The organism is Serratia rhizosphaerae (genome assembly GCF_009817885.1).
Taxonomy (GTDB): Bacteria; Pseudomonadota; Gammaproteobacteria; order Enterobacterales; family Enterobacteriaceae; genus Serratia_B; species Serratia_B rhizosphaerae.
Genome location: NZ_CP041764.1, coordinates 3,916,639 through 3,939,177, shown reverse-complemented (window position 1 = coordinate 3,939,177; position 22,539 = coordinate 3,916,639). Strand labels below are relative to the sequence as shown.

The 22,539-nt window shown below is 55.6% G+C and carries 19 protein-coding genes, 2 tRNA genes and 1 pseudogene; 13 read left to right on the top strand and 9 right to left on the bottom strand.

Annotation, left to right across the window (positions count from 1 at the left end):
* Nucleotides 1-48 precede the first annotated feature (48 nt).
* Nucleotides 49-1,854 (top strand): extracellular solute-binding protein, encoded by a 1,806-nt coding sequence (locus FO014_RS18225; protein ID WP_160030536.1) that lies wholly within the window; start codon nt 49-51, stop codon nt 1,852-1,854.
* A gap of 113 nt (nt 1,855-1,967) precedes the next feature.
* Here FO014_RS18225 and FO014_RS18220 read toward each other — a convergent pair whose 3' ends face one another.
* The 3 genes from FO014_RS18220 to rsuA form a co-directional block, all read right to left on the bottom strand.
* Complete coding sequence (locus FO014_RS18220) at nt 1,968-2,312, bottom strand: YejG family protein (RefSeq protein WP_160030535.1); 345 nt, start codon at nt 2,310-2,312, stop codon at nt 1,968-1,970.
* Nucleotides 2,313-2,908: 596 nt separating this feature from the next.
* The gene (locus FO014_RS18215; protein ID WP_160030534.1) at nt 2,909-4,120 is read right to left on the bottom strand and encodes a Bcr/CflA family multidrug efflux MFS transporter; all 1,212 of its coding nucleotides are present in this window, start codon (nt 4,118-4,120) and stop codon (nt 2,909-2,911) included.
* A 33-nt stretch (nt 4,121-4,153) separates the two neighbouring features.
* The gene (gene rsuA / locus FO014_RS18210) at nt 4,154-4,870 is read right to left on the bottom strand and encodes a 16S rRNA pseudouridine(516) synthase RsuA (protein WP_160030533.1); all 717 of its coding nucleotides are present in this window, start codon (nt 4,868-4,870) and stop codon (nt 4,154-4,156) included.
* A gap of 257 nt (nt 4,871-5,127) precedes the next feature.
* On the opposite strand from rsuA, the gene radD reads away from it, so the two are divergent.
* A complete protein-coding gene (gene radD, locus FO014_RS18205) occupies nt 5,128-6,885 on the top strand; it encodes a DNA repair helicase RadD (RefSeq protein ID WP_160030532.1) in 1,758 nt (585 codons plus the stop codon).
* A gap of 164 nt (nt 6,886-7,049) precedes the next feature.
* Nucleotides 7,050-7,334, top strand: a complete 285-nt coding sequence (gene rplY, locus FO014_RS18200; protein WP_105231870.1) for a 50S ribosomal protein L25 — start codon at nt 7,050-7,052, stop codon at nt 7,332-7,334.
* A gap of 89 nt (nt 7,335-7,423) precedes the next feature.
* Here rplY and yejK read toward each other — a convergent pair whose 3' ends face one another.
* Nucleotides 7,424-8,431, bottom strand: coding sequence for a nucleoid-associated protein YejK (gene yejK, locus FO014_RS18195; RefSeq protein ID WP_160030531.1), 1,008 nt, complete (start codon nt 8,429-8,431; stop codon nt 7,424-7,426).
* A 190-nt stretch (nt 8,432-8,621) separates the two neighbouring features.
* Between yejK and FO014_RS18190 the strand changes: the two genes are divergently transcribed.
* The 8 genes from FO014_RS18190 to FO014_RS18155 all read left to right on the top strand — a co-directional run bounded on the left by FO014_RS18190 (nt 8,622) and on the right by FO014_RS18155 (nt 14,134).
* Nucleotides 8,622-8,849, top strand: coding sequence for a YejL family protein (locus FO014_RS18190; RefSeq protein WP_105231871.1), 228 nt, complete (start codon nt 8,622-8,624; stop codon nt 8,847-8,849).
* A 10-nt stretch (nt 8,850-8,859) separates the two neighbouring features.
* Nucleotides 8,860-10,638 carry an LPS biosynthesis-modulating metalloenzyme YejM gene (gene yejM, locus FO014_RS18185; protein ID WP_160030530.1) on the top strand — a complete coding sequence of 593 codons (1,779 nt, stop codon included), beginning with the start codon at nt 8,860-8,862 and terminating at the stop codon, nt 10,636-10,638.
* 77 nt (nt 10,639-10,715) lie between these two features.
* Nucleotides 10,716-10,792, top strand: a tRNA-Pro gene (locus FO014_RS18180).
* 473 nt (nt 10,793-11,265) lie between these two features.
* Nucleotides 11,266-11,631 (top strand): hypothetical protein, encoded by a 366-nt coding sequence (locus FO014_RS24015; protein ID WP_246167986.1) that lies wholly within the window; start codon nt 11,266-11,268, stop codon nt 11,629-11,631.
* Nucleotides 11,612-11,821: a hypothetical protein gene (locus FO014_RS18170; RefSeq protein ID WP_160030529.1), complete on the top strand. Its 210-nt coding sequence runs from the start codon at nt 11,612-11,614 to the stop codon at nt 11,819-11,821. Before FO014_RS24015 ends, FO014_RS18170 begins: the two co-directional genes overlap by 20 nt.
* A 164-nt stretch (nt 11,822-11,985) precedes the next feature.
* Nucleotides 11,986-12,528, top strand: coding sequence for an AAA family ATPase (locus FO014_RS18165; RefSeq protein ID WP_160030528.1), 543 nt, complete (start codon nt 11,986-11,988; stop codon nt 12,526-12,528).
* 137 nt (nt 12,529-12,665) lie between these two features.
* Entirely contained in the window at nt 12,666-12,833 is a 168-nt protein-coding gene (locus FO014_RS24300; protein WP_425500750.1) for a lipoprotein, read from the top strand.
* Nucleotides 12,834-12,982: 149 nt separating this feature from the next.
* Nucleotides 12,983-14,134: an acyltransferase family protein gene (locus FO014_RS18155; RefSeq protein ID WP_160030526.1), complete on the top strand. Its 1,152-nt coding sequence runs from the start codon at nt 12,983-12,985 to the stop codon at nt 14,132-14,134.
* Between the two features lie 85 nt (nt 14,135-14,219).
* Here the strand turns inward: FO014_RS18155 and FO014_RS18150 are convergent, their stop codons facing one another.
* The 4 genes and pseudogenes from FO014_RS18150 to FO014_RS18135 form a co-directional block, all read right to left on the bottom strand.
* Nucleotides 14,220-15,464 (bottom strand): O-antigen ligase family protein, encoded by a 1,245-nt coding sequence (locus tag FO014_RS18150; protein WP_160030525.1) that lies wholly within the window; start codon nt 15,462-15,464, stop codon nt 14,220-14,222.
* A 344-nt stretch (nt 15,465-15,808) separates the two neighbouring features.
* Nucleotides 15,809-17,054, bottom strand: a pseudogene (locus FO014_RS18145) (IS3 family transposase).
* A 97-nt stretch (nt 17,055-17,151) separates the two neighbouring features.
* Nucleotides 17,152-17,227, bottom strand: a tRNA-Thr gene (locus tag FO014_RS18140).
* Nucleotides 17,228-17,397: 170 nt separating this feature from the next.
* Nucleotides 17,398-18,321, bottom strand: a complete 924-nt coding sequence (locus FO014_RS18135) for a LysR family transcriptional regulator (RefSeq protein ID WP_160030524.1) — start codon at nt 18,319-18,321, stop codon at nt 17,398-17,400.
* 171 nt (nt 18,322-18,492) lie between these two features.
* On the opposite strand from FO014_RS18135, the gene FO014_RS18130 reads away from it, so the two are divergent.
* Complete coding sequence (locus FO014_RS18130) at nt 18,493-19,908, top strand: M20 family metallopeptidase (protein WP_160030523.1); 1,416 nt, start codon at nt 18,493-18,495, stop codon at nt 19,906-19,908.
* A complete protein-coding gene (locus FO014_RS18125) occupies nt 19,905-21,194 on the top strand; it encodes an MFS transporter (RefSeq protein WP_160030522.1) in 1,290 nt (429 codons plus the stop codon). The genes FO014_RS18130 and FO014_RS18125 overlap by 4 nt, the downstream gene beginning before the upstream one ends.
* 75 nt (nt 21,195-21,269) lie before the next feature.
* Here FO014_RS18125 and FO014_RS18120 read toward each other — a convergent pair whose 3' ends face one another.
* Complete coding sequence (locus FO014_RS18120; RefSeq protein ID WP_160030521.1) at nt 21,270-22,397, bottom strand: FAD-binding oxidoreductase; 1,128 nt, start codon at nt 22,395-22,397, stop codon at nt 21,270-21,272.
* Nucleotides 22,398-22,539 lie beyond the last annotated feature (142 nt).

Genomic DNA, 22,539 nt, shown 5'->3' with positions numbered 1-22,539 from the left:
GCAGGTACGCCGGGCACCCGATGGATACTGCAGGAGCCTACCGTAAAAATGTCCATGCGCGTTTTTGCCGTTCTGGTGCTGTCCGCACTAAGTTTAGGGTCGCACGCCGAACAGCTTAATGAGAGCTACGCATTCGCGCTGCTCGGCGATCCAAAATACTCCAACGATTTCAGCCATTATGACTACGTCAATCCGGCAGCCCCCAAGGGCGGCGATATCCGGCTGGCGGCCATCGGCAGCTATGACAACTTCAACCGCTATGCCAGCCGCGGCGTACCGGGCCAGCGCACCGGCGAACTGTACGACCCGCTGTTCGCCACCTCGGATGACGAACCGGCAAGCTACTACCCGCTGATTGCCGAATCGGCGCGTTATCCGCAGGATATGCGCTGGATGGAGTTGAACATCAACGCCCTCGCCCGCTTCCAGGACGGCAGCCCGATTACCGCCGCCGACGTGGCGTTCAGCTTCAATAAGTTTATGCGCGAAGGCGTACCGCAGTTCCGGGCTTATTACCGGGGCATTACCGTCAAAGCGATCTCCCGCCTGACGGTGCGCATTGAACAGTCCAGACCGAATCGCGTGCAGATGCTCAGCCTGCTCGGCCTGAAAGTACTGCCGCAGAGCTTCTGGCAAAACCATAAGCTCAGCGAACCGCTCAGCACGCCGCCGCTCGGCAGCGGGCCGTATAAAATCAGCGACTATCGTATCGGCCACTCTATTACCTATCAGCGCGTGCGCAATTACTGGGCCGCCGGCCTGCCGGTCAACCGCGGACGCTTCAATTTCGATACTATCCGCTACGAGTACTATCCGAACGAGCAGGCGGCGCTGGAAGCCTTCAAGGCCGGCGCCTATGATTTCCGCCCCGAAAGCTCACCCAAAAACTGGGTGAGCCAGTATCAGGGCGACAATGTCACCCGCGGCTATATCGTCAAACACAACGACGTCAGTCTGGCGGCGAAAAACGCACGCTGGCTGGCGTTCAATATCACGCGGCCGCCCTTCAACGACCGCCGGGTGCGGGAGGCCATTACGCTGGCCTTCGACTTCGACTGGATGAACAAAACGCTCTACGACAATGCTTACCAGCGCACCGACAGCTATTTCCAGAACACGCCATACGCCGCCAAGGGCTACCCGAACGCGGAGGAACTGGCGCTGCTGGCGCCGCTAAAGGGCCAGGTGCCGCCGGAGGTATTCACCAGCATTTATCAGCCGCCACGCTCGGACGGCAGCGGCAACGACCGGCAAAACCTGCTCAACGCCGCCCGGCGGCTGAAAGAGGCCGGCTGGGCAGTCAGAAACCAGCGTCTGGTTAACGTCAAAACCGGCCAGCCGCTGACCTTCGAGCTGCTGCTGCCCGACAACAGCGCCTTCCAATACGTACAGCCGTTCCAACGCAGCCTGCAGCGGCTGGGTATTACTATGCAACTGCGTGAGGTCAATACTGCTCAGTACGCCCAACGCCTGCGCAAGCGCGATTACGCCATGGTCGCGATCGTTTATCCGGCGATGGCATACCCCAGCGCCGATTTATCGTTCTATTGGGGCAGTGGCAAGCTCGACGCCGGCTATAACGCCTCTGGCGTCAGCGATCCGGCGGTCGATGCATTGATCGCGCAGATCGTCAAAAACCAGAATAATCCACAAGCGCTGCTGACGCTCGGCCGCGCGCTGGATCGGGTGCTGACCTGGAACCGCTATATGCTGCCGATGTGGTACTCCAGCCACGTTCGCTACGCCTTCTGGGATAAGTTCTCCTACCCGGCAATCCGCCCGAGCAACGACATCGGCCTGGATGACTGGTGGTTTGACGTGAATAAAGCCGCGCGCCTGCCGGCTCAGCACTGATTGGCGGCGTGTGGAAAATACGAAGGAGAGGTGTGAACAGGGCGCGTCAGGCGGTGTGGTATCAGCCTGCCGCCACCGCTACGGGCAACGGCGACGGAAGAATCAGCGGGGGGTCAGAAAGGGTACTGCGCGCTCATCGCTTCGGCGATCGCCGCACCGACGTTTTTCAGACGGCATATGGTGGCGCTCTCATCCCGGCTGTGCACAAACAGGCAAGGCTCCCCTTCCCACTCCACCACGGCGCAGTCGACCTGAATCTCCTGCAGGGAAAGTTTAAGCTGTTGCATCACGCGCCAGGCTTCATTGCCATCGTGGCTGAGCAGTTTCAGGCCAATCAGGTTGTTATCTTCGTCGATACCGTTCAACGGCAGCGGTTCAACCTTAACGCCGGTGAACCCCGATAGCCAACGGTAACTTTGCGGCAAGCGATGCACTACCGAAAGTTGGATACTATCCACATGTAATCCCTAGTTAGAAAAGTTGAAACATTTTTTTTACATCGCCGAGTAACTAAGTTATAGCCGTTCAATACTGACTCTGCTGCGAATTGCCCGCTTTCATCGGTATATTTTGTCACAAACCATTAACAGAAATCGGCATATGCTGATTTGTCGCTGTTTTTACCCTTGACGGGCGTGCCTCTTGGCTTATTTTGCGACTCAGCTCGCATTTTTGCGTTATATGTAACCCTTTCCGCTCACAATCTCAACTCTTTTTTATTGCATTGCGATTACCTTTACTTCGCCATAATTTTACATCAATTAAACATCCCGCCGCCGCCGCGCCAGGGCCCACTATTGCTAACATCATGATTAATAAAGCCGCAGAAGGACAAGCCGTCTGCCTACCGTCAGCCTGCTCCGGCCGATTTATCACACCAGCATCCTGACCGGCGGGAAAGCGCTTTTTAACAAAGTTCCACGATGGACCGAACGGGTTATCAGTTAGCATGCTTATATTTAGCAACAAATTAAACATTGCCTGATGAGGAAGATCATGGTGATAGCGAAAGGGCTGGCAACAGCGGGAACCGAAATACCGGTTCCCGCTGCAGTTATCTGCGGGAGGAGGATGACGCGCCGGCGCGCGGCCGGCTGGCGTAGAGATACAGCAACATGGCGATGATGCTGCACAACGCCATTGACGACACCATCGGCCAGGCGCTTTTACCCGGCAGCAGTGATAACAGCGCGCCGACCAGCGCACCGATGCTAAAGCGCAGCGTACCGGCCAGCGAAGAAGCCGTGCCCGCCATATGCGGAAAATCATCAAGAATCACCGCCATCGCATTGGAAGAGATCATGGCGATACAGCCCAGATAGACCGCCACGCCGATCACCAGCGCCCAGAACCCCAGCCCGGCGGCGCTGACCACCAGCAGCCAAAGCCCCATGGTCAGTTGCACGCTCAGCCCCAGCCGGAACATCTTCACCGCGCCGACGCGCCGCACATTACGGCTGTTCACCAAGGTGGTCAGGAACAGGAACACGATATTCAGCGCGAAATAGTAGCCAAAATGCTGCGGCGACACATGGTTCAGCTCGATATACACAAACGGGCCGGCGCTGAGGAACGAAAACATGCCGGCAAAGGAGAAGGCGCTGGCCAGCATATAGCTCAGCACCCGCCGGTGGCGAAACAGCGAGCCGAAATTCCCCAGCGTGGTACGCAGGTGAAACTTTTGCCGCCGCTCTCTGGGCAAGGTTTCCTTGATAAACAGCGCCACCAGCAGCGAGCCGATCAGCGCCGCGGCGCCCATGGTCCAGAAAATAGCGTGCCAGTTGAACCACAGCAGCAGCGCCCCGCCGATCATCGGCGCCAGCAGCGGCGCGATGGTCATCACCAGGATCACGAAGGACATCATGCGCGAGAATTCATCCTTGGTGAACATATCGCGCATCAGGGCGTTGATCACCACGCTGGCCGCCGCCGCCGACAGCCCGTGCAAAAAGCGCAGGTTAATCAGCTGCTCCACCGACTGCGCCATCGCGCAGGCGCAGCCGGCCAGGGCAAAAATCAGCGTTCCCCACAGAATCACCGGCTTACGCCCGATGCTGTCCGACATCGGCCCGTAGAACAGCTGGCCGACGGCAAAGCCGAGCATATAGGCGCTGAGCGTCATCTGCACGCTGCCGGATGCAACGCCGAACTCCTGGGCGATCACCGGCATGCTGGGCAAATACATATCGATAGCCAGCGGCATCAACATGGAAAGCAGACCCAGAATAAAAATCAAACCGAGATGAGATGTCCGGTTATGTTGCACCTTCAACGACTCCTTAATCAGCCGTGCTTATCATTAGTTTTGCTGCAAGTGTGGCGCGCCCACGCTGGCAATCTCTTCTTCCGTCAGCGGGCGGTATTCGCCCGGCGCCAGACCCTCATCCAGCGTAATCGCGCCGATCCGCTCGCGATGCAGTTCCACCACCCGGTTGCCCACAGCGGCAAACATGCGTTTAACCTGGTGATAGCGCCCTTCGCTGATGGTCAGCCGCACCAGACATTCCTCCAGCTGTTCCAACTGTGCCGGACGGGTCAGATCTTTTTCATTATGCAGCTGCACCCCTTCGGTAAAACGCTGCGCGGTGTCCGCCGCCAGCGGCTGCTCCAGCGTCACCAGGTAGGTTTTCTCACAATGGTGGCGCGGCGAGGTGATGCGGTGCGACCACTGGCCGTCATCGGTCATCAACACCAGCCCGGTGGTATCAATATCCAGTCGCCCTGCGGCATGCAGTTTGTAGGCGACCGGCTCGTCGAGGAAATACAGCACCGTCGGATGGTCCGGGTCGTCGGTGGAGCACACGTAGCCCTGCGGTTTGTTAAGCATGAAATAGCGCGGGCCGTTCATTTGCTCCAGCACGTTGCCGTCAAACGTCACCGTCATCTCCGGGGTCAGCTTCAGCGCCCCGCCTTTGACTATTTCGCCGTCAACCGTGACGCGTTTCGCACGGAGTTCACGCGCCACCAGCGCACGGCTGATACCTAACTGCTGAGATAAAAACTTGTCCAGTCGCATTGAGTCTGCTTTGCCTGTCGTTGTCAGATCGCTTCGATCGTATTGCTAAAAAATATGACGTCCCGCCCTTGCACCAGGTGCAATAGCCGGTTCGAAGAGGGTGAATCAGTAACATCGCGTGGGGAAACAGCGATTGCTGTCCGCTGATTATAGCCACGGAAAGGTTGCCGTAACAGGGCAATTTTGTTGCAGGTCGCAACCCATGCCGGCAAACGGTACTATAAGCGCAATTTTTTTGCGGCCAGAGACGTTACAACATGGCATTTACCCTACGCCCCTATCAGCTGGAAGCGGTCGACGCCACCATCAGCCATTTCCGCCAACGCCCGGAACCGGCGCTGATTGTCTTGCCGACCGGCGCCGGCAAAAGCCTGGTGATCGCCGAACTGGCGAAACGGGCGCGCGGCCGGGTACTGGTGCTGGCGCACGTCAAAGAGCTGGTGGCGCAAAACCACGCCAAATACTGCGCCTACGGGCTGGAGGCGGATATTTTCGCCGCCGGACTGCAGCAAAAGCAGAGCGGCGGCAAGGTGGTGTTCGGCAGCGTACAGTCCGTCGCGCGCAACCTGCCGCTGTTTGACGGCGCGTTTTCCCTGCTGATTATCGACGAATGTCACCGCATCAGCGACAACGACGACAGCCAGTATCAACAGATCATCACGCATTTGCAGCAGCGTAATCCGCAGCTGCGCCTATTGGGGCTGACCGCAACACCCTACCGGCTGGGCAAAGGCTGGATTTATCAATACCACTACCACGGCTTTACCCGCGGCGACGGCAGCAGCCTGTTCCGCGACTGCATTTACGAGCTGCCGCTGCGCTATATGATTAAAAACGGCTATCTGGTGCCGCCGGAGCGGCTCGATATGCCGATTGTGCAGTATGACTTCAGCCGTCTGCAGGCCAACAGCAACGGTTTATTCAGCGAGACGGATCTGAACCGCGAGCTGAAACGCCAGGATCGCATTACGCCGCATATCATCAGCCAGATCGTGGAATACGCCGAAACGCGCAAAGGGGTGATGATTTTTGCCTCCACCGTTGAACACGCGCGTGAAATCCACGGCCTGCTGCCGGCGGGCGAAGCGGCGCTGGTCAGTGCAGAAACGCCGCCGGCAGAGCGCGACGCGCTGATCGAGGCGTTCAAACAACAGCAGTTGCGCTATCTGGTCAACGTCGCAGTGCTGACCACCGGCTTTGACGCGCCGCATGTGGATTTGATCGCTATTTTGCGCCCGACCGAATCCGTCAGCCTGTACCAGCAGATCGTCGGCCGCGGCCTGCGGCTGGCACCGGACAAGGAAGATTGTCTGATCCTCGATTACGCCGGCAACCCGCACGATCTGTTCACCCCGGAGGTGGGTGTACGCAAGCCGCACGGCGACAGCCAGCCGGTGCAGGTCTTTTGCCCCGGCTGCGGCTTTGCCAACCTGTTCTGGGGCAAATGCACCGAAAGCGGCGAGATTATCGAACACTACGGCCGCCGCTGTCAGGGCTGGCTGGAGGATGACGACGGCAACCGCGAACAGTGCGACTACCGCTTCCGCTTTAAAAGCTGCCCGCACTGCGGCGCGGAAAATGATATCGCCGCCCGCCGCTGCCATCAGTGCCAGGAGGTGCTGGTGGATCCCGACGATATGCTCAAGGCCGCGCTTAAGCTGAAAGACGCGCTAGTGCTGCGCTGCGGCGGCATGGAACTGAACAGCGGCCGCGACGATAAAGGCGAATGGCTGAAAGCCACCTACTATGATGAGGACGGCGCCAGCGCCAGCGAGCGTTTCAGGCTGCAGACGCCGGCGCAGCGCAAAGCCTTTGAGATGCTGTTTCTGCGGCCGCACCAGCGGGCGCCCGGCGTGCCGTTCAACTGGCAGCAGGCGGCCGACGTACTTAATCAGCAGGCGCTGCTGCGCCACCCCGACTTTGTGGTGGCGCGCAAGCGCGGCCAGTTCTGGCAAATCCGGGAAAAAGTATTTGATTATCAGGGCCGCTTCCGCCGTGCCGACGCCCTGTACTGACGCGCGCCCTGCCCGCCTCTGCGGGCAGGTTTTCGTTGCCCTGGTGGCGCCTTTCCGTTAAAATGCCGCCCGCTTTACCTGGGTCCGCCCGGGTGGGGTCGAATTATCGAACCTGTTACTGGGTCGCCTGTAGCAGGGTACATTTTCTTTTAAGAGAAAAAACAATGTTCACTATCAATGCAGAAGTACGTAAAGAGCAGGGTAAGGGTGCGAGCCGCCGCCTGCGCGCAGCCAGCAAATTCCCAGCGATCATTTACGGTGGCGAAGAGGCTGCAATCGCTATCGAACTGGACCATGATTCTGTAAAGAACATGGAAGCTAAACCAGAATTCTACGATGAAGCTATCGTGCTGGTTATCGACGGCAAAGAAACTAAAGTGAAAGTTCAGGCAGTGCAACGTCACCCGTTCAAGCCTAAACTGGCTCACATCGACTTCGTTCGCGCATAATCGCACAACGTTATCGAGCTTTAGTATTTCGGGACGCCGAAGTAAAAAACGCCGCAATTGCGGCGTTTTTTATTGTCTGTTATCCGGCCTTATTTCCCACCGTTCAGACGACGCTGCAGCTGGTCGCGCAGGTTCGGCGGCGTGCCGCGAATGGTCAGCGTATCGGTCGCTGCATCCCAGAATATACGCTCGCCCACCAGCATGGCGTCAAAGTTGATACTGATGCCGCCGCCGCTGCCGGCAAATTTAGTCAGTTGGCGCAGCGTACCGCGATCGGCCGGGAAGCTCTCTTCCAGCTCATAACCCTGCTCGCTGGAAAACTGCAGGAAATCTTTTTCTCCCACCGGCGCGATTTCCGCCGACAGCGCCTGCAGCTCAATCTCCTCGCCCGCCTGCAGCTGTTCGTTACAGTAGCTGTACACCTGCTGACGCACGTTCTGACGCTCATTTTTATCCAGTTGTCCCTCGGCGCAGTAATCGTCCACCGCCTGCAGCAGACCGCGGTTTTGCGCTTTGGTATCCAGCCCTTCCGACGCCGCCAGAAAATCCATAAAGAAATCGGAGACCTTTCGGCCCACCCGCCCCTTCAGGAAGGTCAGGTAACGTGTGGATTCCGGGTTGGTTTCCCATTCGGTCAGATCGACGCGCGCCACGATATCGGCATGGTTAATGTCCAGATAATGCGTGGTGCTGATATCCAGCTCTTCATTAACGCGCATGCTGTTGCAGCTGTTCAACACCGCAATCAGCAGATATTCCACCGCCAGATAGCGGTACTGACCAAACAGCACCACGCTGCTTTCCGCAAACGGATATTTGGCCAGCTCATCGCGCAGCCGACCGGTCGCCGCACGGCTGAAGGCGAGGAAATCTTCGTCGCCCCTGCGGCAAGTACGCAGCGCCTGCGCCAGTTCGCTCTCTTCATTGAACAGGCCATAAGCTTTGCTCTTGGCGCTGTATACGCGGTGCAGCTCCGCCATCATCTCTTCCACCGCCGCGTTGGCCGGCAGCAGGGAATCGCGCAGCACCACATCCAGCGTTTGTTCGTCGCGCTTTACCAACTGGTGCAGAGCGATCTGGTCAATATCCAGACTCATGATAAATCCTCCCGTTCTTTGAGCGCGTATTCAAACACTGAAGGCCCGGTGCTGCAATACGAAAGATGACGTTCGGCAACGCATCGCCGCTGCATCAGGCAGAAAGATAAACTGAATTGATAAAAGAGCGGAAAATCACGGCTCTATACGGTAAGATATGGGACTTTGTCAGGTTTTGAGCTCAATTTTTATGCCACAATCATCGCGTTATAGTGACGAACACGTTGAACAACTGCTCGCTGAGCTGGTCAATGTTCTGGAAAAACACCATACTCCCACCGATCTGTCTTTGATGGTATTGGGTAACATGGTAACCAACTTGATTAACACCAGCGTCTCTCCCGCACAGCGGCAAACGCTGGCAAAATCGTTTGCTGAAGCCCTGCAGGCTTCAATTCATGAAGATAAAGCGCATTAATATTTAATTTATGGTGACAAACCGTCAGCGTTATCGTGAAAAAGTCTCCCAGATGATCAGCTGGGGGCACTGGTTCGCCTTGTTTAATATTCTGCTCAGCATTGGGTTGGGCAGCCGCTACCTGTTTGTCACCGACTGGCCGGCCTCGCTGCTCGGCCGTGTCTATGCCATGGTCAGCGTGTTGGGGCACTTCAGCTTTATCGTGTTCGCCAGCTATTTGCTGATCATCTTCCCGCTCACCTTCGTGGTGATGTCGCAACGCCTGTTACGCTTTATCTCTGCCGCGCTGGCGACCGCCGGACTGACGCTGCTGCTGGTCGACAGCGAGGTCTTCACCCGCTTCCACCTGCACCTCAACCCGGTGGTGTGGGAGCTGGTGGTCAACCCTGACCAGAGCGAGCTGGCGCGCGACTGGCAGCTGATGTTTATCTGCGTGCCGGTCATTTTCCTGATCGAGATGCTGTTCGGCACCTGGTGCTGGCAGAAACTGCGCAGCCTGAGCCGACGCAGCTTCGGCAAGCCGCTGGCGGCGCTGTTTATCGTCTCCTTTTTTGCCTCGCACCTGATTTATATCTGGGCGGACGCCAATTTCTATCGCCCTATCACCATGCAGCGCGCCAACCTGCCGTTGTCATACCCGATGACCGCACGCAAGTTCCTGGAGAAGCATGGTCTGCTTGACCCGCAAGAATTTGAGCGAAGACTGGTGCAACAGGGCGATCCGGAAGCGGCGACGGTCGAGTATCCGCTTAACGATTTGAGCTACCGTGATAACGGCAGCGGCTACAACCTGCTGATGATTGTGGTGAACGGCATCCGCAATCAGGATATGGCGCAGGATATGCCTGCCCTCACCCGCTTCGCGCAGGAAAATGTACGCTTCACCGATCACTACAGTTCGGGCAATCGTGCCGACACCGGCCTGATGGGGCTGTTCTACGGCATTTCTCCGACCTATCTGGACGGCATTCTGGCCTCGCGCAAACCTTCGGCGTTGATTAACGCGCTTGGCGCGCAGGGGTATCAGTTCGGCCTGTTCTCCTCAGACGGCTTCAAAGCGCCGCTGTATCGTCAGGCGCTGCTGACCGACTTCTCGCTGCCCGCCCCGCAGGCACAAAGCGATGCTGCCACCACGCAGCAGTGGCAACACTGGCTGACCGCTCAGGGCGGCGCTATGCCATGGTTCTCGTACCTCAACTTCCGCGGCGGCGACGTACAGGACGCAACATCGACGGCGCCTGATGACTTTATGCAGCGCTACCGCAGCGGCGCGCAGGATGTCGATGCGCAAATCGCCCAAGTGCTGAACACGCTGAAGGCCCGCGGCATGCTGGAGAAAACCGTGGTGGTCATCACCGCCGAGCACGGCGTAGAGTTTAATGACAGCGGCAAGGATCAATGGGGCGCGGGCAGCAGCTTCAGCCCGCTGCAACTGCAGGTGCCATTGGTGATTCACTGGCCGGGTACACCGGCGCAGACCATCAATAAGATGACCAGCCACAACGACGTGATGCGCACCCTGATGCAACGCCTGCTGCACGTAAAAACCGCCGCCAACGACTATTCCCAGGGTGAAGATCTGTTTACCGCCCAGCGCCGTCATAACTGGGTGACGACCGGTGACAACAAGCAGCTGGTGATTACCACACCGGAACAGACCATCGTGCTGGATAATAACGGCAACTATCGTTCATACGATAAGAACGATCGTGAGATAAAAAATGAGAAACCGCAGCTGGCCCTGCTGCTGCAGGTTCTGACCGATGTAAAACGCTTTATCGCTAACTAAGTTGCTTAAAACTATAGCAATCGGGCGTTAGATATCTTGCATTGCCATCGGGAAAAGGTAGACTGATTGCATCGCGTCGGCATGTAGCGCAGCCTGGTAGCGCACCGTCATGGGGTGTCGGGGGTCGGAGGTTCGAATCCTCTCATGCCGACCAAACATTCCTTTAAAAACCAACCTTTTGCGGTTGGTTTTTTTATGCGTTAATTTTCAGTGGTGTAAAACTGGTGTAGAAACAGATCCCCAACATGCTTAGCGCGCCACCAATTATGAGCAGCATACCTAACCTGTGATCATTGAATGCCTATGCTTTATTGTCTATGTTATGCGCAGGACAATTTACAAGGAAAAGTGATGGATGCTAAAGCACTAGCTCAAGCCATAGCCTCTGGACTGATCTCCGTCCCTGTTGATTTCTATTTGGGTGTCGAGAGAACCCTTCAGGATCTCAACCTCGCGGACGGAGGTGTTCGAGTTCAGCGCAGAAATTTCAACGATGATCAGCGTGTGTAGCGGGCATTGCGGAACCTATACCGCGACAGGAGTACACTGTCTAAAATCGCTAAAATCATCATCAACGATGCCCTATCCCACCTACCTGAACCCGCTTTAAGGAAAATCCACGATACGATGGTTGGCGGTGCCACCACGTTAGGTTCACGCTTTACACTTCAGCTGGCCATATCAAGTTATCTGGGGTCAAAAGTGGTTAGTGGTGCAATGATGGGAGCTGCGGCAAAACTATTCACCAGGCTAGGCACTGGCGCGATGTTTGGCGGCGTTGTTCTCCAGGGGCTTATCTCCCGGGCTTGTAGCGCCTCCCGTAGACTGCAGATGAGCAATCCCAAGCTATGGCAACTGCTGGCTATCAACGACTACGATATGCTGTACTTCCTTTTCGAAGAGCCACTGAAGCCGATCACTGAACTCAGTGAAACATTGCGGAAAAACCCAGCTAAGTCGGAGCAACTCTTACGTGAAATCGAAAATCTTTAGGCTCATTCGAAAGGTTCTATCTGAAATATCTGGAGCCTTGGTGATCAGCGCGCTGGTTATCGCTATATTTATCGCGATTTTTGCTAATGAAGGGATCATGCGCATTGTAGCTCCGGTGATCGTCTTCGCTGTTGGTCTGTTGCTTTACTGGCTTTCATCCCTGATTGCAGACAAAAAAGACAGGGATTGACGGTTTTCTTCCCCCTGCTAGCCCCCCTGAATACTCCCCCTATCACACCCGGCAAACAGCCGGGTTTTGTATCTATTCAGTTTAAAAACGATCATTCAAACCGATCGTTTTTTGATAATTAATCCGCCAGATCGATTGTTCTCCTATCCCTCAAGGAAATACAGATGACTAATCAAAGAATTATTCTGACCGGTGGCCCGGGATCGGGCAAAAGCACACTGATTGACGCCCTGACCCGTCGTGGCTATGCGTGCAGCATAGAGGCGGGCAGAGCCATTATTCAGGAACAAGTCGCCAGTGGCGGTAATGCGTTGCCCTGGGAAGATCGCCAGGCGTTTGCCGAACTGATGCTGAGCCGGGAGATACGTGCATGGCACAGCGCCGGCAATGCCGACGCCCCATATTTTTTCGACCGTGGCATCCCTGACGTGGCGGGCTACCTAACGCTTTGCCAGCTTCCTGTACCTGCTCACCTGGAGCAGGCGATAGCGCACTTTCGCTATGCCGAGCGCGTGTTTATTACCCCGCCGTGGCGTGAAATTTATGCACAGGACGCAGAGCGCAGGCAGTCTTTTGCCGAGGCGGAGATGACATACCGGGTAATGCGTGCAACCTATCAACAACACGGTTACCGGCTGCTGGAACTGCCCCGCGCGCCGTTAGATAAAAGGGTGAATTTCATACTCGCCGCCCTGCGTTCAGACTGATATCTTCGCCCCTCCGACGCCTCCCGCGTTATTTCTCCGCGATACACTACACATCCTGCCGCTCACTCAGATATCCCCTTTCCCCTTCCTGCCCAGGGTTTCTCTGCTATACCTTTTAAAGTGAACCCTAATGCCCTATGCAAGGAGGTCTGATGAGACGTTCAATTCCGCTATTATTAGCGCTGCTGATGCTGGCGGCCTGTTCTTCCGGAGAAGGGCCACCGCCGGAGGATAACGGAGGACCGCCCGTCTCTCACTGTAGCGACGCACAATGCGCACCTTCCGTCGGCCCGCAAACTTATTGATGGCATGGCAACGCGATATTCACCACCGCGTTGCCGGTTACTTATTAATAATCAGATTACTACCAATAAGTAACATTTGAGCAAGATGCTATAGTCATTCGATTATTCGTTTTGTAGTGACAATGTGCATCAATTGAGGGTTACCGCCAATGCAGCCTGCTAAGAAGTGGTCACAAGAACTGGAAGGGCTACGGGGGTTGGCTTCCCTGTGGGTAGTTCTGGGACATATTTGCATCCTGGTCGATTTTCACTTCCCGATCCTGTCCGACCCAGCCATGGGCGTTGACCTGTTTATCCTGCTGTCAGGCTATCTGATGGCAAAGAACTACATGGAGCGTAAAGAGAAAGAACCCTGGACCGCCGCCAGCACCTTCAAGAAATTCTGGCTGCGCCGCTTCTTCCGTATCGCCCCGCTCTATTATGTGCTGCTGGTGTTCGCCATTGGCTTTGGCAGCTATTTCGGTGAAGCGCGCGACGCTATCGCCAACTTCTATCCGGGCACACAGACCAATACCAGCCGTTACAGCGACGGCTCGCTGATGAACCTCTTTACCCACATCAGCTTCCTGTTTGGCTTCCTGCCCTACTATTCATTTAATACCGTATTGCCGGACTGGAGCATCGGGCTGGAAATGCAGTTCTACTTCCTGTTCCCGTTCATTATGCTGGGTGTGATGCGTTTCGGCTTCGCACCGGCCTGCATCGCGGTGGTTTTACTCTGCGTCGGCGCCAGAACGCTGTGGCCCGATTACTTCGCCGCGTTCCCCATGCCATCGATGATATTGATAAAGCTGAATCTGTTCATCGCCGGCATGCTGATCGCCAACGGCGTACGTAACAAAAACGTCGGCTATATCCTGTTGGCCCTGCTGGCCACGGTCGCCAGCCTGTATCAACACGACAGCATGAATAAGCTCCGCTATGCCGCACAGCTTGGTATGATTGTAATGATGGCGACCATCCTGTGGAGCCGTGCCGAGCACAGCGCCATGGCCAAACTCCTGCGCTTCCCGCGCTGGGTGCTCACCAATAAGTTCAGCGTATTCCTGGGCGATGTCTCATACTCGGTCTATCTGCTGCATTTGCTGATCGTGCTGCCGGTTATCGCTCACCTGCTCACAGGCAGCGCATTTGCCGATCTGGCTGGCCCGGTGAGGTTTGCTGCCGCCGCCGCGATTATCCTGCCCGTGACCTACGGCATCAGCCTGTTGCTGTATCGCTTTGTGGAAAAACCAGGCATTAAGCTGGGTAAAACCATTATTGAACGCGGCCAGAAAGCCAAAGCCGTAGCGCTGCCTTAACCACTGGAAACCACCAGCGATGCTGGTGGTTTCCATTCTGACGATACATTCCCCCGCTTAGCTTATCCTTTCCGTGGTTATACCATCATTGATCTTTCCTTATCTTTAATCTTTTAGGCTCAGGAAAAGGAAGACCTAACCGATTTATCGTCGTCATATAGCCGGCCAAAAATAATAGCATCGCCATTATTTTATATGACATGTAAACATCTATCATAATCATATTAATGGAGAAAACGATAAAACAATACTGTATCATCCTTGAGCTACGTTTACATCGTCGAAAGAATGAAATGAATAATAAAGCACCGACCACACCGCACTCGGTAAACAAACGCAGCCACCCGCCATCAAGCGCGATCCCAAACGTCCCGGCACCCACCCCGAAAAATATAAACATAGGATTTGACAGAAATAACTTTAATGCATACATCCATTTTATGGATCGTATAGCCCAACTGGCATCCACATCATTTCCTTCAAGCATTCCTGACGTTGTCCAATCAGGGTTTCCACTCACAAGCTCTGTATTTCTATAATAGTCTGGTAAAGATGTGAGATTATCTACATTGAACAATTTCTCAGATCGTTCGGCAACGACGGAGTCCGAAAAATAAATCAAAGTCAAAAAAACGAATGGCGTCACAATAAGAATCCGACGGATAATACTAACAGCATTGGCATGATTGAACATATAGACTATCAACAGTACTACCTGCGCAACGAATGACATTCTTGAACCAGATAGAAGAATCACTAGCAAGCCGAGAACAAATACAAAGTATTTATAATAAGCTCTGGCTGAACTGGCAAATAAATAACATGTGATAAAATTCAATATAACACCCAGTTCCCAAGGGCCACTGGTCAAACCAATAACGCGTGCAGAAACATTCGGACGATACCCTGTAACGCTAAACCCCCCGAGGACACCAGAGAACTGGAGGAGTGCGACGATAACATTCATATAAAATACGCTCTGCATCAACGTACTAATGTTTATTTCTTTTCTTGCTATATACACACCCATTATAAAAAACGTAAAATACTCAAGAAATCTAAATGGAAAAATAATGGTTCCCTGCTGATAGATAACTGATGACAAAGTAGTTCCGATTAACATATTCATAAGGAACATGTAATATGTAAAATCAATCTTTCTCGTGAATGTTATTTTCTTTTCCACAACAATTAACAGGAAAACCAGCATCCACATTGCTATAATAGCATCATCAATACGCAACCCGGCATTAAAGCCTCCTACAGATATTAAATTTATCTTAGGTATCAAAAACAGGAAGTAAATCGAAAAAACCATTAATGCACGCATTTACACACAGGTCCTTGTGTAGAAAACACCCTTGTTATATTATCGCCAAAGAATACCTTGCTAGCAATCAACCATCAAGACAATACATCCTCTCCCCCTCTAATCAAGGAAAATGAAATAGAAAATTAGAGTGGTATTGTTGCCATAAGACCATTAACAACACAATCTCATTCACCAAACTGATAAATAACTTTTAAAAATTATTATTTGTATATACTTAACCGCCATGCCCCACAATGGCACGTTCAAAGAAAACGCATAAACACGATAAAAAATCGCCACAACGACATCGGTTTCGCTAAGGATTATTCTTGGATTTAATCTATTTAGCCGATCGGGATTGACTAGTCCTGATATAGGTTGACACTTTTCAGCCTTATAACGCCCGATGAACCTCATCGGGCGTTTTGTATTGTAGCGACAGATGCGGTCGCCGTGCGTTGTAGATTTCCACAGACTGCCTGACCATCTTTCTTGCCTGCACGATGTCTTTCGGTTTGCCAAGCAGGTATTCCGTTTTCAGTATCCCGTTTATCCTCTCCGCCAGCGCATTCTGGTAACAGTCATACCCGTCTGTCATCGAACAGGTGACGCCATGTCGCTTGTGTAACGTCTGATATTCCTGCGAGCAGTACTGGATCCCCCGGTCCGAGTGATGTACCAACGGAGCTGCGGTGCGCCTGCTGGCCAGCGCCATTTTGAACGCACAGGCGACATGCCGGGTATGCAGGCTGTCATGCACATGATACCCCACGATTTTTCTCGACCACGCATCCGTTATCAGACTGATATACGCCGTTCCTGTTTTCAGCGGCAGATAGGTGATATCCGCTACCCACACCTGTTCCGGGCGGCTGGCTATAACCTGATGTTCTCCCGCTTTCAGCAAGTTGGGATGACGGTAAAAACGATGATGGCTGTGCGTTGTCTTATGATACGCCCGTTTAGGCATCACCAGTAAACGGGCGCAGCGCAGTATCCGGAACAGGCGGTCTCGCCCCACATGCACGGGGGCTTCCGGCTGCTGTCGCAGTAAGTGGTGCAGCTTGCGTGTACCCAGTCGGGGCTGGTGTAAGCGGATAGCGGTCACCTGCTCCACTATATGGTGGGCTTGCTCTTCTCTTCCACGTTCACGTTGCAAGGACTGATACCATGCCTGCCGGCTGATACCCATCCACCGGCAGGCGCGTGCTACCGTGAGTCGTGGCGCTTGTGTTTGCGCGATAAGGCAGCCAACTGCTTTTTTGTCAGGGTAGCTCCGAACTCGGTATTCATCACTTTTACGACGGCTTCAAAGAACTGCGCTTTGACTTCAGATTCAGCCAGTTGCTGTTCGAGTTCTTTGATGCGCTGTTCAGGAGTCAGGGGTAACTTGGGCATATCATCTCCGCACAGTCTGGTTGAAGAGGACGAACGCCAGTCGAGTTGGCCATATTTACGCAGCCAGTTCATGACGGTATGACTGCCCTGGATACCGTAGCGGTCTTGTGCCTGACGGTAAGTCATCTCGCCTTTTTCGACCTGTTGGACGACGGCCAATTTAAAGGATAGAGGGTAATCGCGTTGCGTGCGTTTAACATACTGGTTCATCACACTTTCCTCTGTTCGTGAGTAAAATGTGTCAACGCTATTTAGGACGGGTCAGATAAAAGCAAAAAAGCCACCTCAATGAGGTGGCTTTTTTAATTGGTGCCGGCTACCGGAGTCGAACTGGTGACCTACTGATTACAAGTCAGTTGCTCTACCTACTGAGCTAAGCCGGCGAATTCTGGCGGAAACGTTCCGTCTCCGTGCTGCGCAATATAATACAGCGCTACGCCGACAAGCAAGCATAATCAACGGGCTAGTGCTCCAGTTGTTCAAAAAAGGCGCGCCCGGCCTCATGGCCTGACAAAGGCCGAATTTTCACCCGGTCCTCAGCCTGAATATCCGCCTATAGCGCATAGCGGCGGCGTACAGCGCAGTCCTCCCGCTCCAGCGTCTCGGTGACAAATTCGACAAACAGCTGCAGCGCGGCGCTGCGCTGTCGCCCCGGCGGCAGCTGTAACTGCAGCGTTCGCTGGCTGAGCGAGTCTACGCCAAAGGATTTGATGGTGATTGGCTGCTGCGATAACAGCGGCAATACGGTGAACTGGCTGCAAATAGCCACCGAACGCGGTGAAACCTGCAAAAAATTGAACAGCGCGGCAAAGTTGTCACAGGTCAACACCGGCTCGATAAACGTACCGTTTATCTGGCAGCAGATATCAAACAGCTGACGTACCGTGGTGCCAGGCTCCGGCAAACACACCGGATAGTGACACAGGTCGGTCAGCGCCACCGGCTGATTCGCCAGCGGATGCTCACTGTGCATCAGCAGCAATACCGGCGCCGCCCACGAGGCGACCACATCTACCCCCTGCTCGGGGTGCAGGCTGAACTGCAGCGCCAGATCGCATTCACCGTTACGCACCAGACGCGCCAGGCTTTTGCTGTCCGCCACCGTCAGCACAAAGGTCACCGCCGGATTCAGCGCGCGGAAACGGGCCATCAGCTGCGGCAGCAGCGAAAAGGCCAGACCGTTAGAGCATGCCACCCGCAGCGCCGTACGCCGCACCGCTTTCAGCCCCTTAATTTCCGCCATCGCCTGTTCAATATTCAGCAGGCTCTTGCGCAGGTGGTTTTCAAAAATCTGTCCGGCTTCAGTCAGCACCATTCCGCGCGCATGGCGCTCAAACAGCGGTGCTCCCACCTGCGCCTCCAGGCGCTGAATCTTGCGGCTGATGGCCGATACCGCTACAAACAACTGTTCGCTGGCGGCACTCAGCGAACCGCTGCCGGCCACCGCCAGAAAAAAACGCACTTCACTACTGATCATTCCGGGGCCTCCTGGCGGCGCATGCTTCACAACAGGGCAAACAAGCCTTGTTATAACAGCAAAGCTTGTTTGTTAAATAGACAATTGTGGCAAACCTCAATTTTAGCTTAGATACCCGCATAACAACGAAAACCAACACAACATCAACAACAAACACAACGGGAAGCAACCATGACGGGTGAACAGGTGGTACAACGGGCAAACGCCTATTTTGACAGCGGGGCGTTTCGGCAGGTGCTGGCGCGCCGTATTGCCCTGCAAACGGAGAGCCAGAAGCAGGATTGCGATGCGCTGCTGATGCAATATCTACAGCAGGAGATCATGCCGCCGCTGCGCGCGCTCGGCTTTGAACTCCATCTGTGCGATAACCCGGAAGCGGCCAACCGACCGTTTCTGATCGCCGTACACATCGAGGATCCTGCGCTGCCAACCCTGCTGAGCTACGGCCACGGCGACGTCGTCTTCGGCGATGATGACAACTGGCGCAGCGATCTCTCCCCGTGGCGGCTGCATGAGGAAGGCGACCGCTGGTACGGGCGCGGCAGCGCCGATAACAAAGGGCAGCACAGCATCAACCTCGCCGCTCTGGAACAGGTGTTTCAGGCGCGCGGCAGCAGGCTGGGTTTTAACTGCAAACTGATCTTCGAAATGGGGGAAGAGATCAGCTCCCCGGGACTGGCGGAGATCTGCCGTCGTCAGCAAGATCTGCTGCAGGCCGATCTGTTTATCGCCTCCGACGGCCCGCGGCTGAACGCCATGCAGCCGACGCTGTTCCTCGGCTCACGCGGCTGCGTCAATTTCCGCCTGAGTATTCGCGCGCGGGACAACGCCTACCACTCCGGCAACTGGGGCGGCCTGCTCAGCAATCCCGGCACCCAGCTTGCCAACGCCCTCGCCTCGCTGGTCAATCAGCATGGCCAGCTGCAGGTCGCCGCATTACAGCCGCCGGCGCTGGATGACGCCATGCGCGCTATTTTGCGCGAGCTGGATGTCGGCGGCCAACCCCACGACCCGCAGATTGATGAAAACTGGGGTGAAGCAGGATTAACGCCCAGCGAGCGGCTCTACGGCTGGAATACGCTGGAAGTACTGGCCTACCAGACCGGCAATCCGCAACGCCCGATGAATGCCATCCCCGCCAGCGCCACGGCGGTCTGCCAGCTGCGCTTTGTGGTCGGCACCGACTGGCAACGGCTGGTCGAACACCTGCAGGCCCACCTGCAGGCGCGCGGCTTTGGCAATGTCGAGGTGGAGTGGCTGCGCGGCTCCCCCGCCACCCGCCTCAACCCTCAGGACCCGCTGGTGCACTGGGCGCTTGATATCATGCAGCACACCAGCGGTAAAAAACCGGCGTTGCTGCCTAACCTCGGCGGTTCGCTGCCTAACGACGTGTTCGCCGATATTCTGGAGCTGCCCACGCTGTGGGTGCCGCATTCCTACCCGGCCTGCGGCCAGCACGGGGTAAATGAACATATGCTGCAATCCATCGCCCGGGAAGGACTGCAGATTATGACGCGCCTGTTCTGGGAGCTCGGCGAGAACGGTGGTGACGTGCTGGCGCAGCGCCGGCGGGAGGCGACACGATGAGTACGCCCGCCCACACGCCGGCTGCCGGCAATAAGCCGCATCTCTACAAAACGCTGTTCGCCACCTGCATCGGCAACGCCCTGGAATGGTTCGATATCGCCGTTTACGGCTTTTTCGCCAATTATATCGCCCATGCCTTCTTTCCCACCGAAGATCCCGCCGTCTCAATGCTGCTGACCTTCGGCAGCTTCGGCGTCTCCTTTCTGATCCGCCCGCTGGGCGCCGTGGTGCTGGGCGCCTACGCCGACCGCGTCGGACGTAAAAAAGCCCTGCTGGCGTCAATCAGCCTGATGATGCTCGGCGGCGTTATCATCACCTTTATGCCGTCTTACGCCACCATCGGGCTGGCGGCACCGCTGATGATTCTGCTCGCCCGTCTGATCCAGGGTTTCTCCGCCGGCGGCGAGTTCGGCAGCTCAACCGCGTTTCTGGTAGAACACTTCCCCGAACGCAAGGCGTTTATCGCCAGCTGGCAGTTTGCTACCCAGGGGGCCAGTACCCTGCTGGCCTCGGCGTTTGGTCTGGGCATGACCTACTGGTTGAGCGAAGCGCAGATTCAGGAATGGGGTTGGCGCATTCCCTTCGCCTTCGGCCTGTTGATTGGCCCGGTGGGGCTGTATATTCGCCGTCACGTCCATGAGCCGGCCAGCTTCAAACAGCATGTGAAGGCCAGAGCGCCGCTCAAGACGCTGCTGGGCAGTCAAAAACGACTGCTGCTGTTGGCTATCGGGCTGATGGTGATCTCCACCGCCATCAACTACATGCTCAACTATGTGCCGACCTACGCCACCAAGAACCTGCATCTACCGGGGTCGGTGGCCTTCAGCGCAACGCTGCTGGCCGGCGTAATCCTGACGGTGGTGACGCCGCTGGTGGGACTATGGGCGGAAAAAGTCGGCCGGCTGCCGCTGATGTGGAGTTCGCTGCTGTTGCTGGTGGTCAGCATCTACCCGGCGTTCCGTCTGGTGGTCAACCACACCACGCCGCTGACCCTGATGCTGCTGGTCGGCTGGATGGCGCTGCTGAAATCGGTGTATTTCTCCACGGTGCCGTCGGTGATGGCGGATCTGTTCCCGATGGAGACCCGCGCCAGCGGTATGGCGATCGGCTATAACGTGGCGGTGACGGTGTTCGGCGGCTTCGCGCCGCTGATTTGCACCTTGCTCATCAGCATGACCGGCACCAGCCTGGCGCCAAGCTACTACCTGATGATGGTGGCGCTGCTGAGCGGCTGGGCGTTGCTGAGCAGCCAACACCAACTGCGCGGCGTCGCGCGCGCATCATAAATTACGCCCCGGGCTGCCCGCCCGGGGTTTTCCCGGCTGCCAAGAGGGACAGTTCCCTCCGTGGTCGCATCTGCCTTAATACTCCACCACCACATCCCCCGTCGGCACGCTGCAGCAGGAGAGAATATAGCCCTCTTCGACATCCTCATCGGTAATGCCGCCGTTATGCGCCATCTCGACCGCGCCCTCCAGCCGCTTCACCTTGCAGGTGCCGCAGATGCCCATGCCGCAGGCTTTGGGAATATGCAGCCCCAGTTTGGCGGCGGCGGCGTGTACGGTTTCCCCCGGCGCGATCTGCACGCTCTTGCCGGTACTGGCGAAGAACACCTGAATCAGGTCGGAACGCGGTATCGCTTCGGCCTCTTCGGCCGCCTGTTCGGCATCCTGCTGCGCCTGCTCTTTTACCGGCTCCGGCGTCGCGCCGAACGACTCCTCGTGATAGCGACGCATATCAAACCCGGCTTCCTGCAGCATGTTGCGCACCGCCTTCATATAAGGCGCCGGACCGCAGCAGTAGACTTCGCGCTCCATAAAATCGGGGGCCATCATTTCCAGCATCGCGTGATTAAAAAATCCGCGATAGCCGCCCCAGTTCTGGCCTGACTCATAGCGTTCGCAAATCAGGTTCAGCTTAAAGTTGGCGATGCGCGCGGCCATATTCTCCAGATCGCGCTGGAAAATAATATCGCGCGGCGTACGCGCACTGTGAACAAACACCATATCGACGTCGGCGTTGGTATCAAAATACCAGCGCGCCATCGACATCACCGGCGTGATGCCGACGCCTCCCGACAGAAACAGCACCCGGTCGCTCGGGTTATCGATACAGTTAAATTGGCCAACCGGACCATGCACCGCCAGCTCCATCCCCTCGCTCATGTTGTCATGCAGCCAGTTGGATACCTTGCCCCCCGGCACCCGTTTGACCGTGATCGAGAAACTGTAGGGTACCGACGGCGAACTGGAAATGGTGTAGGAACGGAACACCTGCTCGCTGTCGATCTCCAGCTCCAGGGTGACAAACTGGCCAGGCTTAAAGAAGAACATGATCGGCTGCTCGGCCATAAAGCAGTAGGTTTTTACATCCCAGGTTTCCTGAATCACTTTGACGCAACGCACAGCATGACGACCGTTGATCCAAGTCTGGGTGGTTACGGGCTCAAAAGCGCCGGTATTTACTACCGAAATAGTCTGGTTGGTCATAGGGAATGCTTCCTGTGGGCCAGGTGTCGATGAATAGCTCGCGATGGTTCGGCGCGGCCGTAATACGACTGAATTTTCAGTTCAACCCCCCTTTGCCATTTACTTATTCACGACATCGAGATATCTGAAAAAACCACCGGAC

Coding starts and splice junctions, on each gene's coding strand:
- FO014_RS18225 (WP_160030536.1), top strand. CDS start 49: ATGTCCATGCGCGTTTTTGCCGTTCTGGTGCTGTCCGCACTAAGTTTA.
- rsuA (WP_160030533.1), bottom strand. CDS start 4,870: ATGCGACTGGACAAGTTTTTATCTCAGCAGTTAGGTATCAGCCGTGCG.
- radD (WP_160030532.1), top strand. CDS start 5,128: ATGGCATTTACCCTACGCCCCTATCAGCTGGAAGCGGTCGACGCCACC.
- rplY (WP_105231870.1), top strand. CDS start 7,050: ATGTTCACTATCAATGCAGAAGTACGTAAAGAGCAGGGTAAGGGTGCG.
- yejK (WP_160030531.1), bottom strand. CDS start 8,431: ATGAGTCTGGATATTGACCAGATCGCTCTGCACCAGTTGGTAAAGCGC.
- FO014_RS18190 (WP_105231871.1), top strand. CDS start 8,622: ATGCCACAATCATCGCGTTATAGTGACGAACACGTTGAACAACTGCTC.
- yejM (WP_160030530.1), top strand. CDS start 8,860: ATGGTGACAAACCGTCAGCGTTATCGTGAAAAAGTCTCCCAGATGATC.
- FO014_RS24015 (WP_246167986.1), top strand. CDS start 11,266: ATGGTTGGCGGTGCCACCACGTTAGGTTCACGCTTTACACTTCAGCTG.
- FO014_RS18165 (WP_160030528.1), top strand. CDS start 11,986: ATGACTAATCAAAGAATTATTCTGACCGGTGGCCCGGGATCGGGCAAA.
- FO014_RS24300 (WP_425500750.1), top strand. CDS start 12,666: ATGCAAGGAGGTCTGATGAGACGTTCAATTCCGCTATTATTAGCGCTG.
- FO014_RS18155 (WP_160030526.1), top strand. CDS start 12,983: ATGCAGCCTGCTAAGAAGTGGTCACAAGAACTGGAAGGGCTACGGGGG.
- FO014_RS18150 (WP_160030525.1), bottom strand. CDS start 15,464: ATGCGTGCATTAATGGTTTTTTCGATTTACTTCCTGTTTTTGATACCT.
- FO014_RS18135 (WP_160030524.1), bottom strand. CDS start 18,321: ATGATCAGTAGTGAAGTGCGTTTTTTTCTGGCGGTGGCCGGCAGCGGT.
- FO014_RS18130 (WP_160030523.1), top strand. CDS start 18,493: ATGACGGGTGAACAGGTGGTACAACGGGCAAACGCCTATTTTGACAGC.
- FO014_RS18125 (WP_160030522.1), top strand. CDS start 19,905: ATGAGTACGCCCGCCCACACGCCGGCTGCCGGCAATAAGCCGCATCTC.
- FO014_RS18120 (WP_160030521.1), bottom strand. CDS start 22,397: ATGACCAACCAGACTATTTCGGTAGTAAATACCGGCGCTTTTGAGCCC.